This window comes from Flavobacterium aquicola, assembly GCF_003385115.1.
GTDB classification, from domain to species: domain Bacteria; phylum Bacteroidota; class Bacteroidia; order Flavobacteriales; family Flavobacteriaceae; genus Flavobacterium; species Flavobacterium aquicola.
The window spans coordinates 467,007-481,294 of record NZ_QUNI01000002.1 but is presented as its reverse complement, the minus strand read 5'-3'; the positions used below and the strand labels follow the sequence as shown (position 1 = coordinate 481,294).

Annotated in this window: 11 protein-coding genes; 4 read left to right on the top strand and 7 right to left on the bottom strand. The window is 33.5% G+C overall.

Going from position 1 to position 14,288, the window contains the following annotated elements:
• Positions 1-191: 191 nt before the first annotated feature.
• The 3 genes from C8P67_RS04650 to C8P67_RS04640 all read left to right on the top strand — a co-directional run bounded on the left by C8P67_RS04650 (position 192) and on the right by C8P67_RS04640 (position 4,703).
• Positions 192-1,427 carry a glycoside hydrolase family 27 protein gene (locus tag C8P67_RS04650; protein ID WP_115810862.1) on the top strand — a complete coding sequence of 412 codons (1,236 nt, stop codon included), beginning with the start codon at positions 192-194 and terminating at the stop codon, positions 1,425-1,427.
• A gap of 75 nt (positions 1,428-1,502) precedes the next feature.
• A complete protein-coding gene (locus C8P67_RS04645; RefSeq protein WP_115810860.1) occupies positions 1,503-2,468 on the top strand; it encodes a glycoside hydrolase family 5 protein in 966 nt (321 codons plus the stop codon).
• A 120-nt stretch (positions 2,469-2,588) separates the two neighbouring features.
• On the top strand, positions 2,589-4,703 hold the full coding sequence (locus C8P67_RS04640) for an ATP-binding protein (protein ID WP_115810858.1): 2,115 nt from the start codon (positions 2,589-2,591) through the stop codon (positions 4,701-4,703).
• A 95-nt stretch (positions 4,704-4,798) separates the two neighbouring features.
• Here C8P67_RS04640 and C8P67_RS04635 read toward each other — a convergent pair whose 3' ends face one another.
• On the bottom strand, positions 4,799-5,248 hold the full coding sequence (locus C8P67_RS04635) for a GNAT family N-acetyltransferase (RefSeq protein ID WP_115810856.1): 450 nt from the start codon (positions 5,246-5,248) through the stop codon (positions 4,799-4,801).
• Positions 5,249-6,077: 829 nt separating this feature from the next.
• Between C8P67_RS04635 and C8P67_RS04630 the strand changes: the two genes are divergently transcribed.
• Positions 6,078-7,121, top strand: a complete 1,044-nt coding sequence (locus C8P67_RS04630) for a porin (protein WP_115810854.1) — start codon at positions 6,078-6,080, stop codon at positions 7,119-7,121.
• 174 nt (positions 7,122-7,295) lie between these two features.
• Here the strand turns inward: C8P67_RS04630 and C8P67_RS04625 are convergent, their stop codons facing one another.
• From C8P67_RS04625 to C8P67_RS04600, 6 genes are all read right to left on the bottom strand, one after another.
• Positions 7,296-8,438: a DegT/DnrJ/EryC1/StrS family aminotransferase gene (locus C8P67_RS04625; protein ID WP_115810852.1), complete on the bottom strand. Its 1,143-nt coding sequence runs from the start codon at positions 8,436-8,438 to the stop codon at positions 7,296-7,298.
• A gap of 153 nt (positions 8,439-8,591) precedes the next feature.
• Entirely contained in the window at positions 8,592-9,494 is a 903-nt protein-coding gene (locus C8P67_RS04620; RefSeq protein ID WP_115810850.1) for an N-acetylmuramoyl-L-alanine amidase, read from the bottom strand.
• Positions 9,495-9,525: 31 nt separating this feature from the next.
• The gene (locus C8P67_RS04615) at positions 9,526-9,990 is read right to left on the bottom strand and encodes a hypothetical protein (protein WP_115810848.1); all 465 of its coding nucleotides are present in this window, start codon (positions 9,988-9,990) and stop codon (positions 9,526-9,528) included.
• A 27-nt stretch (positions 9,991-10,017) separates the two neighbouring features.
• Positions 10,018-11,331, bottom strand: a complete 1,314-nt coding sequence (gene rimO, locus C8P67_RS04610) for a 30S ribosomal protein S12 methylthiotransferase RimO (RefSeq protein ID WP_115810846.1) — start codon at positions 11,329-11,331, stop codon at positions 10,018-10,020.
• A 317-nt stretch (positions 11,332-11,648) separates the two neighbouring features.
• The gene (locus C8P67_RS04605) at positions 11,649-13,154 is read right to left on the bottom strand and encodes an OmpP1/FadL family transporter (RefSeq protein ID WP_115810844.1); all 1,506 of its coding nucleotides are present in this window, start codon (positions 13,152-13,154) and stop codon (positions 11,649-11,651) included.
• A gap of 44 nt (positions 13,155-13,198) precedes the next feature.
• Positions 13,199-14,191 (bottom strand): hypothetical protein, encoded by a 993-nt coding sequence (locus tag C8P67_RS04600; protein ID WP_115810842.1) that lies wholly within the window; start codon positions 14,189-14,191, stop codon positions 13,199-13,201.
• Between the last annotated feature and the right edge of the window lie 97 nt (positions 14,192-14,288).

Below are 14,288 nucleotides of genomic sequence, written 5' to 3'. Positions count from 1 at the left end.
GTGCCCCTTCGTAAAAACTCCGGGTCGGGCTGTTCGTTCCCGCTTCCCGATGAAAAATCGGGAGAGCTCCACTGCCATCCCTCACGCAAAAAGTGATAAACAAGATCATTCAGGTTTTGAAAAAATCTGCTAAAATTTGTAAGATCTGCGGGCTAACATTAAAAAAATGTAATACAAAAACAATATTAAAAATGAAAAAAATACTTTTGACTGTGCTTTTAGCCAGTATAGCATTTCAAGGTTTCTCACAAGGAAACGTTTACAAGCAAGCAGCTGGAAAATATGAAGGTCTCGCCATGACTCCGCCTATGGGGTGGAATTCCTGGAATACCTTTGCAACAAATATTGATGAAAAATTAGTTAAGGAAACAGCAGATATAATGGTGTCCTCAGGATTGGTAAATGCTGGATACAATTATATAGTTTTAGATGACGGGTGGATGGCAAAAGAGCGCGATGAAAACGGAAATCTTGTTCCTGACCCAGTAAAGTTCCCAAGTGGAATGGAGCATCTTATAGAGTATGTTCATAGTAAAGGTCTAAAATTTGGACTTTATAATTGTGCAGGTACAAAAACGTGTGCTGGGTATCCAGGAACACGCGGTTATGAATATCAGGATGCCCGATTTTATGCTAAACTTGGAATTGATTTTCTAAAATATGATTGGTGTAACACACAGGGAATTACGGCCAAGGAAGCCTATAACACAATGAGCAATGCTTTGAAAACAGCTGGTCGTCCAATTGTTTTCAGCCTTTGCGAATGGGGGGACAATCAGCCGTGGGAGTGGGCAACACCTATGGGGAATCTTTGGAGAATTTCGGGTGATATTTATCCTTGTTTTGATTGTGAATATAAGCATCCAGAAAATTGGTCATCATGGGGATTCATGAAAATTGCCGATATGCGAAAAGACATTCGTAAATATTCCGGTCCAGATCATTGGAACGATTTTGACATGATGGAAGTGGGTAACGAAATGAATGATACCGAAGATAAAGCACATTTTAGTTTATGGTGTATGCTGTCTTCTCCATTATTTACTGGAAATGATTATCGAAAAATGTCTAAGAAAACCTTGGCTATTCTAACAAATAAAGAACTTATTGCCGTAAATCAAGATAAATTAGGAATTCAGGGATTTAAACTTTCTGCTGAAGATGGATTGGAAGTTTGGGTAAAACCATTATCTGATGGAAATTGGGCAATTACTTTTTTGAACAGAACAGACGCAGCTAAAAAAATCAATTTCGACTGGAAAAACAATCCAATCAAAGATGCCGATTTTGGCTTTGTAGCCGATTTTAATAAAACAGTTTTCAAAATCAAAGATCTTTGGAAAAACAAAGAAGCGGGAACTACCAAAAAGAATTTTACTGCCGATATTGCTTCTCATGATGTAATTACGCTTCGATTAATTCCTTAATTTAAGAGCAATGAATATTTATCCTAACAGGTTTTGAAAACCTATTAGGTATTAATTTCAAAATAAATAATAAATATGAACTTCAAATCAAAAATAATTCTGCTTTTGCTGGCATTTAGCTGTAGCTTGGTAAACGCACAATTCGTCAAAAAGCACGGACAGCTTAGTGTAAAAGGAACTCAATTGGTTGATAAAAACCAAAAGCCAATTGTTTTGCGAGGGGTAAGCTTTGGATGGCATAGTATGTGGCCTAGGTTTTATAATGAGAAAGCGGTAGACTGGCTGAAAAAAGATTTTAATTGTAACATCGTCCGAGCAGCCTTGGGTATCGAAATTGGGCAGCATGCTTATATAAAGGAACCTGAATTTTCTAAAGAAAAATTGGAAGCTGTTATAAAAGGAGCAATCAAATCAGATATTTATGTAATCATTGATTGGCACAGCCATAACGTTAATTTGAAAGAAGCCAAAGAATATTTTGATGAAATCTCTAAGAAATACGGGAAATATCCAAATGTAATTTATGAGGTTTTCAACGAGCCAGATTATGAAACCTGGCCCGAAGTAAAAGCCTATGCCGAAGAAGTAATCAAAGTCATCAGGGCAAATGACCCCGATAATATTATTCTGGTTGGAAGCCCAAGATGGGATCAGGATGTTAATCTGCCCGCTGCAGATCCTATAAAAGGTTATGATAATTTGATGTATACGATGCATTTTTATGCTGCAACGCATCAAAAAGAACTTAGAGACAGAACAGATGAAGCAATAAAAAGCGGTTTGCCTATATTTATTTCTGAATCGGCAGGGATGGAAGCTTCAGGTGATGGTCCTATGAATTATACTGCATGGCAGGAATATATCGATTGGATGGAAGAAAGAAAATTAAGCTGGATAACCTGGTCAATTTCAGATAAGGATGAAACCTGTTCTATGCTAAAAACATCAGCTTCTTCAGAAGGCAGCTGGAAAGATGAAGATCTTAAAGAATCGGCTTTGAAAACTAGAGAATTACTTAGGAAATACAATAACAGGAATTAGTTTATAAAAATATAAGAACCAACTTTTCAATGAGTTGGTTTTTTTGTATTCTAAAAAAAGAACTATATTGCGCCACTCTTTCGATACCTAATAAGATTGACTTTATATGATAGCAACGGCATGAAATTAACATTAAAATTGACTACTTATTTTAAATTAGTGGTGTTAATCATTGGTATTTGTTCACTCTTCTTGTTGCTTTTCAGTTCTCTTTATTTATACACAGTCCAGCAGGAAAATGATGTCTTTAAAGCCAATTCAAATCAGTATAGAGTTGAGGTTAACAGACTATTTGATTTTAATTCAAAAACTCAGATTGTTACCATAAATGATCTTACTTATTGGGATGCTTTAGTCAGTTTTACAAAATCAAAAGACACGCTTTGGTTTAAAAAATACATTGCAAATGAATTTCCGACTTATGAAGTAGACTTTATTTCGGTTTATGGTCTGGATAAAAAGTACATTACAAGCGTTGCAAAACCACATTTTAAAACCAAAGATTTTATCCCAGAGCAGGCAATGAAAAACTTATATAAAACTAAGTTTTCAAGGTTTTACACTAGAGTTCCAGAAGGAGTAATCGAAGTGTTTGGCGGTACTATTCACTCTTCAAATGATCCCCGAAAAATAAAAACAAAACCAGCTGGATATATGTTTATGGCTAGGCTTTTGGATAAAGCTTATTTTAAAAATTTAAAAGATATTTCTACCTCAGACGTGAGGCTCTTTTATCATCAAAGTGCAGATACAAGCGGTAATAAAAAAGTAAGGTCATTAATTGGGCTTAAAGACTTTAGTAATCAAGAAGTTGCGGAATTATTGTTTGAAAGACCTTCGTATCTTAATTTTGAAAAAACCAAAGAATTATTGCTGATTATTGTTATAACTACTTTGGTAGGGCTTATAGCGGCTATCTATTATTCTAGAAAATGGATTTATAAGCCACTGCGGTTGGTAACTAATATTTTAGAAACTGATCGTGAAATTTCAATTAGCTTATTAAAAAGGGAACCAGGTGAATTTGGCCACATTGGAAACCTGTTTGAGGATCATAGAAAAAACCGATTTCAATTAGAAAAATCCAAAGAGAGAGCAGAGGAAAGTGATAAGCTGAAGTCTACTTTTTTGGCAAATTTATCACATGAAATTAGGACGCCGATGAATGCTATTATTGGTTTTTCGGATTTACTGCTGAACGAAAATTTAAGCGAAGATTTAAAAATGAAATATTTAAAAATCATTAATAGCAGCGGAAAAAGCCTTGTTTCTATTATTGAAGATTTAATTGAAATGTCAAAAATTGACGCCAAACTGATAATGCCCAACTATAAAGGTCTGGATATCGATAAATGCATTTATGAATTGTATAATACGTTAAAAGTTACAATACCAGAAGATAAAAACATTGATTTTTATATTCAAAAAAGTGCTGATCGATTAGAAAATAATATTTTGACAGACGAAGTAAAACTGAAGCAAATAATTGTTAATCTGCTTACAAACGCTATAAAGTTTACAGATTATGGCCATGTTGCATTTGGTTATTCAATTAATAAGGAAGAACAATTACTGCAATTTAGAGTTGAAGATACGGGTATTGGAATCAGTAAAAATGATTTAAAAGTTGTTTTTGACCGTTTTCGAAGAGTTGAAGACGATTATTCAATATCACTTAGCGGTCTAGGATTAGGCTTGTCTATTTCTAAAGCGTATGTGGAAATGCTTGGAGGTGAAATCGATGTTGAATCGGTTCATGGAGGCGGTTCTGTTTTTATATTTACAATTCCATTGATCTACGAAGAATATATTGAGGAAAATAAGATAGTCGATGAAGAATGTCCTAATAAAAACTCTGATTCCAAAATTATTTTAGTTGCCGAGGACGATAATATCAACTTTCTATTATTAAAAACAATTTTAGAATTAAAAAAGCACACCGTTTTGAGAGCACGAAATGGTCAGGAAGTAGTGGATATGAGTAAATCTAATTCTGAAATAGATTTGATTTTAATGGATATTAAAATGCCAGTTCTGGACGGTTATGAAGCTTTTGAAATAATAAAAAAAGATAATCCAAATATACCTGTAATTGCCCAGACGGCTCATTCTTCATCTGAGGTCAAAGAAAGAATTATGAAAGCTGGATTTTCAGGTTATATTACAAAGCCTTTGGATAAAGAAAAAATTTATGAGATAATTAATGAAGTATCCCAAAATAATTTTGCTAATTAGATTTTTATAATAACTAAAAAATGAGGATCAAAGTCCTCATTTTTCAGTTTAGAGCTTTTTAATCCACTCCATATTTCTTTTGGCAGGCTTTTTAATTATGAAACCGTAAGGTCATAACTATAAAGGTAGTCCTCTCTTACAAAACCCATTTTATGGTATAATTTTTGGGCTGCGTTATTACTTTTGGCGGTTCTTAAACGAATGGTTTTAGATCCCAGTTCTTTTGCAAAAGCTTCTGTTTGTGCAATTAGTTTTTCACCAATTCCTTTTTTTCGCACAGAAGGATCAACAAAAAGGTCATTTAGAATTAATATTTTATTGAGTGCCAATGATGAAAAAGTAACGTAGATGAGTGCAAAACCAATAATTTTATCAGGATTCTCATCTTCAGAAGCTACAAAAATAATAGCTTCATTATTCTCTATTCTTTCTTTTAGATAGGCATTATGTTTTTCATAATTGGACGGATTTTTATAAAAAACAACATATTGATCAAATAGATTAGTTAATTGGTCTAAGTCTTGAATGTTTGCTTTTCGTGTCATAATGAGTTAGTTGTGTTAGTTTGAAAACTAAATGTACAAAAAAATAAATAATTTATTTTAATATTATTCTAGTTTTCATTGCTTTGCGGTTATGCCTTACTCTAAAACATTAAAGAGATTTACAGTATTACATTTAATTTATTCAATTGTTTTTTTGCTTTATATTTTCATTCTTATATAGTAGTTATAAATTATTATCGATTGACACGAGAGTTAGACATTGATGTGCTGACTAAATTTAAAATGATATTAAGAATTATAAATCTGCACACTATTACTAAGTATCAACGAATTTTATGAATATGAAATCAATGTGATTAAAGCTTTTAATGAGTTTGTTTCTTAATAGGAAGGATTGATTTTTATCAGAATCCTTCAACGTATTTAATCATGTGTTAGAGGATTTTTTTTGTCCATTTTTAAATTATCAAACTCGTTTTGAATGTCTCTTATAAAATAATTCAGTGAATATTTTATTTATATATTATTTTTGCATCTACCCCTATTTTTTATAGGGGGTGTATTTTTTATTTTAATTTTTTTTAGTTAAAAATGTGTTTTTTGATAATCTATTAAATTTGTCACTCGTAAATTTTTGGGGTGTTTTTAAAAAATGCCATTATTAAATTTTTAAAATAAGGGCAAAAAAAACATAATTTGATCATATTTTCATGCTGATTTTCGGATATTAATAATTCTTCTCAGAAACTTTTAAAAAAATTTTCATGTTAACGAAAAGTTAATAATTTCGCTCTAAAGAAAGAAAAAAATAACCAAAATCTGGCCGAAAAGCCATTGATTAAATTACTAACAAAAACACATTTAAAACATGAAAAAAGTATTAGCAATTTTAGTTTTAGCGTTAACAACTAGTATTTCATTTGCACAAGATGCACCAGAAACTACTCCATTAGAAATTACAGGTTCTGGAGATTTATATTACAAATATGATTTTGCAAAAGTTCCTAATATTGGTACAAGTTTTGGAACAGATCAGAATTCTGTTTCTTTAGGGATGCTGGATATTGCTTTGAAGAAAACAATTAAGAAAGTATCTTTTGTTGGTGAGGTATCTTTTGGGCCAAGAGGACAATATCAGTCAATATTAAATGGTGATGGCACAGATGCAAATGAAGGGAATTCATTCCATATTCAGAATTTATATGCCAGTTATGCGGTTTCTGACAAATTAAGTTTCACCGCTGGTTATATGGGGACTTTTATTGGGTATGAGGTGATTTCACCAGTGGGTAATTTTGCTTATTCAACTTCTTATTTGTTTAGTAATGGACCATTCCAAAATGCAGGTGTAAAAGCAAATTATAAAATATCTGATAAATTTGGAGCAATGTTAGGTGTATTCAATGATTCTTGGAATTCCTATAAAGCGGATCCAGTAAAAGGATTGAATGCTGTAGGAGGACAATTGTCTTTTGCGACTGAAGGGGTTAGTGTCTACTTGAATGCTATGGACGGTTCTGTGAGCGGTACTATTGTAGATTTGACTGCAACATTCCAGCTTACTGAGAAATTCAAATTAGGGTTAAATGTAGCAGATTTTTCAAACGAAGATAAAGTAGGTTATACAGGAGCAGCTATTTATCCATCTTACGCTCTAACAGATGCTTTTTCTTTAGGATTACGTGCTGAATATTTTCAAACTAAAGAAAATGCAGATGCATTATATTACGGAATCAATCCTGATCAATCAGTAACTTCTTTTACTTTATCAGGTAACTATAAAGTAAGCGGATTAACTATTATTCCAGAGTTTAGAATGGATTCTAATTCTGATGAGTATTTTGCTGATTCAGATTTAGCTCCTACTAAATCGGCTTCTCAAGTGCTTTTAGCAGTGGTTTACGGATTCTAATCAAAGAAATTGTTTTGGTTTAACTTGTAAAAAAATAAAAAGATATTTTTTTTTTGGCTGTCAAAATCCTTAGTGGTTTTGGCAGCTTTTTTATTTAGGATAAGTTTTCGCCTAATTCCAGTAATGGAAAAACGATTTAAAAACGTTTATTGATATTATTAGGAGATAGTAAAGTTAACTTAATAGTTTTAAGAAACAAGTCTGGATACGCTCTTTCTCAGAATCTGTCAAATTAGATCCAGAAGGTAAACTTAGTCCGTTTTCAAATAATGATTCTGAAATTTTTTCTCCATAATATGGATAGTTCTCATATAAAGGCTGCAGATGCATTGGTTTCCATAAAGGTCTGCATTCAATATTAGCATCTAATAATGTTAATCGTATCGTTTCTTTGTCTATTCCATTTTTGGTTTCAGTAGGATCTACAAGTATAGATGTCAGCCAATAATTGGAAAAATAGTCTTGATTTGGTGTTGAGAAAACTGTAATTCCAGATATATTTTTAAAAAGAGATACATAAAAATCATGCATTGCTCTTCGCAGCGCAATATGTTTATCAAGAACTTTCATTTGTCCGCGTCCAATACCCGCACAAATATTACTCATTTGATAATTATAACCCAGTTCGCTGTGCTGGTAATGAGGTGCTTCATCTTTGGCCTGCGAAGCAAGAAATTGTACTTTTTTCTTTAGCTGATGGCTGGAAGTTATAATAGCTCCTCCTCCCGAGGTGGTTATGATTTTATTTCCATTGAATGAAAAGACACTAACATCTCCAAAAGTACCGCATTTCCTACCTTTGTAACTGCTTCCTAAAGCTTCGGCACTATCTTCTAGAATCGGAATATTATATTTATCGGCTATGGTTCTAATTTCGTCTATTTTATATGGAGCTCCATATAAATGGACTGTGATTATTGCTTTTGGAATCTGACCTTTATGAATTGTATCTACAATAGCATTTTCTAAAGCGATAGGACAAAGATTCCAAGTTTCTGGTTCGCTGTCAATGAAAACGGGAGTTGCTCCTTGGTATAAAATCGGATTGACTGAAGCTGCGAATGTTAGGGATTGACAAATAACAACATCGCTAGGTCTTACATTCAAAAGAATTAAGCCTAAGTGAATAGCTGCTGTTGCTGAACTCAGTGCAGTTACAAAAATAGCAGCAGATAAATACTCTTCTAAATCATGTTCGAATTCTTTGATATTTTGCCCAAAAGGTCCAATCCAATTAGAGTCAAAAGCTTCATTTATATAGTTGAGTTCGGAGCCTCCCATATGTGGTGAAGACAGCCATATTTTTGGTTCGGTCATCGTGTTTTTGACAATTACTTGTTGATTTTTAAATTTAAATATAACTAAAAAAATAGTAAACAGGCTTGGCAGAAATTTTGTTTTTGAAAAATTAAAAATGCAAAAAGCGCTTTTCGATTACTTCAAAAAGCGCTTTTCATGAGATATGTATTTCTATTTTTTGTAGACAGAATAGATAGTGCTTATTGTTTTTTCATCTAAAATATCATTAACTTCTGTCTGAATGTAATGAAGTTTAAAAGCTGTAATGGCTGCTGGGAGATTTTTAGTGCTATAGCCTATGACTTGTAAACCCTGCTCAACATTGAATTCTGGTGGAGGACAAGGAAGCTCATCATCTGGCCAGACTCCAAAACCATTTACTGACAAAAGTTTCCAGGGAAATAGAGCACTAGGGTCTTTCTTTCTGGTTGGAGCAATATCAGCATGTCCAATAATATTTTGAGTCGGAATATTATAATCTTTTTTTAATTTAGTCAAAAGCGCTAACAGCGAATTAATTTGTACATCTGAAAAAGGTTCAATTCCATTATTGTCCAATTCAATACCAAGTGAGCTAGAATTAATATCGGTATTTCTGCCCCATGATCCATTTCCTGCATGCCAGGCTCTTAAATAGTCGTTCAGCATATGAATTACTTTGCCGTCTCTTGCTATCACATAATGTGCACTTACGCTGGTTTGCTTTAATGTAAAAGTTTTTAAAGTCTGCTGAACAGAATCTTGTGCCGTATGATGTATAATAATAAAATTAGGCTTTCTTAAATTAAAATTGACTGTACCTACCCATTCTGAGACGATACCGTTTTGTAAAACCTTACTGTCAGTTTTTGAAAGTGTATCTTTATAGTTAAGCAGCTGATTGTTGTATCGGTATGCAACACTGTCAATTACGACAAAGGGAGCACTTTGTAAAGGGGTGGCACTTTTTGCTGCAATAGTTTCTTTTAAAGTATTTATTTGTTCATTATAGACTTTTTCGCTTGATTTATGAGGGTTTGTTCCGCAAGAGATGGCAAAAAAGATAATAACGAGATAGTAAAAGGACTTTTTCATGTTTGATATTCAAGTGTTTTTTATAATGAACTTAGCGCTTTCGAGCTTCCATTTTGCTGTTTCTTTCGTCGATAAGGTTTTTGAATTTCTCTTTTTGTTCTTTGTTCAAAACTTGCTTTATTTCCATTTCTGTCATTTCGCTTAGAACTTTAAATTCTTCTTTTTTCTCTTCGTCACTAATCTCCTTTTTCATTAAAATCTCTTCTTTTTTTAAGGATTTGATGTAGATGTTTTTTACAACAACTTCTTGAAGTGCATCCAGATTTAGCTCTTTCTTATAATAAGCTACTATTTTACCGGCAGTTTCTTCAACAGGAACAGGTTTTGGAGCACTTGGAGTAGATGGTATCTGATTCATTTGATTGGATCTGCCATATCCGCTTCCTCCGTATCCGTTGCCGTACCCACCACCATAACCATTATTGTACTGTGCCGAAACGGTGTTGGCGGACAAAATCAAAAATGCTATAAATAATGCTGTTTTAAATGTTCTCATAAAATACAATCTTGAAAATTAAAAAACTTAAACTGGTTCTCCGTATAAATCAAATTCTGTTGCTTCAATAATTTTAATCATTGCAAAATCACCTGTTTTTACATAATGTTTTGCAGCGTCAATTAATACTTCGTTATCTACATCCGGGCTGTCAAATTCGGTTCTGCCTACAAAATGACCGCCTTCTTTTCTATCAATAATACATCTGAAAGTTTTCCCCACTTTCTCTTGATTCAAATCCCAGGAAATCTGCGATTGCAATTCCATGATTTCATTGGCACGGTCTTGTTTTACATCGGCAGGAACATCGTCTTCAAGTAAAAAAGCATGAGTATTTTCTTCATGTGAATAAGCAAAACAGCCCATTCTGTCAAATTTCATTTCCTGAACAAAGTCTTTCAGAATATTAAAATCTTCTTCAGTTTCTCCAGGATAACCCACAATTAAAGTAGTTCTGATTGCCATTCCAGGAACCGCAGCTCTAAAATCTTTTAATAATTGTGTTGTTTTTTCCTGAGTAGTTCCTCGGCGCATCGATTTCAAAACAGAATCGGCAATGTGCTGCAGCGGAATATCAATATAGTTACAAATCTTAGGCTCACGCTTCATGATTTCAAGCACATCCATTGGGAAACCGGTAGGGAAGGCGTAGTGCAGACGAATCCATTCAATACCTTCAACTTTTACCAAAGCTTCTAGTAATTCGCCAAGAGCTCTTTTTTTATAAAGATCAAGACCATAATAAGTTAAATCCTGAGCAATCAAAATCAATTCTTTTACACCGTCTCTTGCTAAACCTTCAGCTTCTTTAACTAATTTTTCAATAGTCTGAGAAACGTTTTTCCCTCTCATTAAAGGAATTGCACAAAAACTGCATGGTCTGTCACAGCCTTCTGAAATTTTCAAGTAAGCATAGTTTTTTGGAGTTGTTGTCAAACGTTCTCCCAGTAATTCATGCTTATAATCGGCTCCTAATGCTTTTAATAAAGCAGGCAATTCGGTGGTTCCAAAATATTGATCTACATTCGGAATTTCTTTTTCTAAATCAGGACGATATCTTTCAGATAAACATCCCGTTACAAAAACTTTATCTACAAGTCCTTTCTCTTTTTTATCAGCATATTCTAATATCATGTTTACTGATTCTGCTTTAGCATTATCAATAAATCCGCAGGTATTTATCACGATAATATTTCCTTCATCTTCGGCTTTGGCTTCATGGGTCACATCTTTTCCGCTAGCTTTAAGCTGTCCCATCAGCACTTCACTGTCATATACATTTTTAGAACACCCAAGGGTGATCACATTTATTTTGTTCTTTTTTAAAGACTTCGTTCTCATAATATTATATTCCTTATAATTTAGGAATCCGCAAAATTACAATTTTTTGTGGAAACCCTGCCTCTTTCCCTCCAAAATGCCTCGCTTTGTCGCATAAAAATGATTTGTAGCACAAGATTTGCAGTATATAAGAACATTTGTCCCGCTATCCATTGCAATCTTGTGAGCCGAACCCCGGCACACAAGGATTTTCACTTCTATCGGGGCTAAGCAGGAAATTTTGTTTTTCATAACAAGAATCAAAGTTTTGTACAAAAAAAGAAGCCACTTTTGAATATATCTCAAAAAGTGGCTTCTTTTTTAGGAGCATATATTTTTTACATTTCAAATGTGAAAGTCATTGTGTAATTATTTTTATATGTATTTATTCCTGCTCTTTCGGTAAATCCCTGTGAGAAAAACTGTTCTTGAGAAGTAGAATGAACATGTACATAAGAAAAATCAAGTTTTATAGATCCAAAATTATATCCTAATCCACCCGAAAAACTGTTTAAATCTCCCACAGTTACTGAATCTTTGTACGGACTTCCTTCAAAACGGTAACCTCCTCTTAGTTTTAAATTTTGTATTCTGTACTCACCGCCGACTCTTATCTCATTTGATGATCCTAACGAGTTTTGCATTATACTATTTTGAGCTCTAAATACGGGGTTGTTTTCTGGGCTAAATTCAGTGTTACTGTAATCTTTATATTTATAATCTATACTAATTAGTCCCATTTTCCCAAAAATATAGGCAAAGCTCCCAGTCAAACTCCCTGGAGTCTGCAGATCGTAAGGTGCATAGTAATTAATTATTACCGGGTCTACTACATTTGGAGGTCTTGATTCTTTGATGTTGGTAGTTATAGAAGTTAGTCTTTGCGAAAATTCATTTTGTAAATTATACCATGTTGGCGATTCATAAGTAAAACCTACACGGATGTTATCATTCAGTTTAGCAATGGTTCCAAATTGGAACGAAAAACCAGAGCCAAAAGTATGAAGACTATTTGAGAAATTTAAATTACTGACTCCATCGTCACCTAAATCTAAAGTATTGTTATTGGATTCATAAAAATTAGTATCTTGGACATAATCAGTAAAATGTGAATTCAGGTTCAATCCAAAATATAAATTATTGATTTGTACTGCGCTATTGAAAATCAGTTTTCCGTTATAACCATTAGAGTAAACGCTATTTTCCTGATAGTAATTTCCCCCTGACCGAACATTAGAAGTATATAAAGTATTTTTATCAGTGTCGGAAACTGGATTTATTATGTAGCCTTGGTAGCCAAGAAAAGCCTGCTGTTCGCCATTGTTCAAATCTGCATAATTACTGTTTCTTAACAATTCCAGCTCAACGCCAGTAGCGTAACTTGTAAAATAATTAGCTATCGAATTAATAGGACTTACTCCTGCTGAAAATAAAGAATTGTTATAATTATTAGTATTCTCATAATTGATAGACATTGAGAATTTTTTCACACTATTATTGGGATCTCTAGTCTTAAAAACAAAAACACCTCCAGCCTGATTGAGGTCAAAAGTATTTTCACTTGCGGTAGTTGAAGTCCTAAAATAATTAGAATTATTTTTAGTATCATAAAACCCCATAGTTGAGGCGAATTGGTTATTGTTGAAAATAGCAGATCCTGCCGGATTTACATTTAGAGATGATAAGTCTCCTCCCAAAGCTCCAAAAGCCCCGCTCATAGATGTAAATCGAGCGGTTCCTTGCAGTTCGCTTTGTGCATAAAGCATGGCGTCTTTCATTTCTTGTGATTGTACTGTAGAGAATGTTAATCCTGCTGCTAAAAGTAACAAGAGGTTCTTTTTCATGCTGGTTGAACTTAAGAGTTAGTTAATTTTCTTGATTTGAATTTTTACCTTCTGCCGCCTCCGCCAGACATTCTTCCGCCACCGCCACCTGACATTCTGGTGCCTCCGCTCATATTACTGCCACTGCTTCTGTACGAATTGCTGCTTGGAGTATAGCTGGATCTTTGTGTAGATGTATTGCTTCTGTTTTGTGTGTAATTACTAGTTCTAGACTGACTTTGTGTGTAGTTTCTAGAAGTAGAATTTGTAGAATAGCTATTATTCCTGTTAGTAGAGTAATTGTTTCTATTAGTGGAATAATTATTTCTATTTGTAAAAGTAGGGGCTTGTCGGTTTACAATATTACTGCTGTTTCTATTATAGGTATTATTATAGATACCGTTTCTGTTGCTATAGATACTGTTTCTGTTGCCACTATTGTATCTGTTGTTGTAATAACTAGCTCTATTTGAGTAATTTCCTCTTGAATAGTTTCCTGTGTACGAGGAGCCTCTTCTGCTGTAGTTATAGGCATAAGGAGTTGCTATATGGTGGTGGCCATAACCTGGATAACCATATCCCGGATAACCGCCCCATCCATAGCCTGGGTAGCCCCATCCGTAATAAGGATAGCCCCATCCATATCCATACCCATAATAAGGATATCCCCATCCGTAGCCAAAATACCATGAAGTATCTGGATAAACTGTTATAGTTGTTTCTTGAGGAGAACTTCCCCAAGAGGCATATCCTGTTGATGGTGCCTGTATAGAATCATTTTCTGAATTGTAGTTGCTGCCATAGCTATTTACATCAGTGAATATTTCATCAGAATCCCCAGTGTTTTGCAATGATTGGAAATACTGCTGATATTGAACAGAAGATGATGTATTTTTGTTGTCTTTTACAACAACTTTCTCTCCATTTGTGTTATAAACCCCATCACTGTCGTAATAGGAGCTGTTTTGATATGAACCACAAGAGGTTATTGCCAAACTCAAAAATCCTATTAGGAAATAAAGTGGTGTTTTGCGAATAATTAATGCATTTGTTTTCATTTCGGTAGATTATTTTATTGTTGGACAATACAAATTTAGTTAGTTTTGCGTAATTATTTAGTTAAATTATTTAGAAACAAATATTATGCCAAATTAT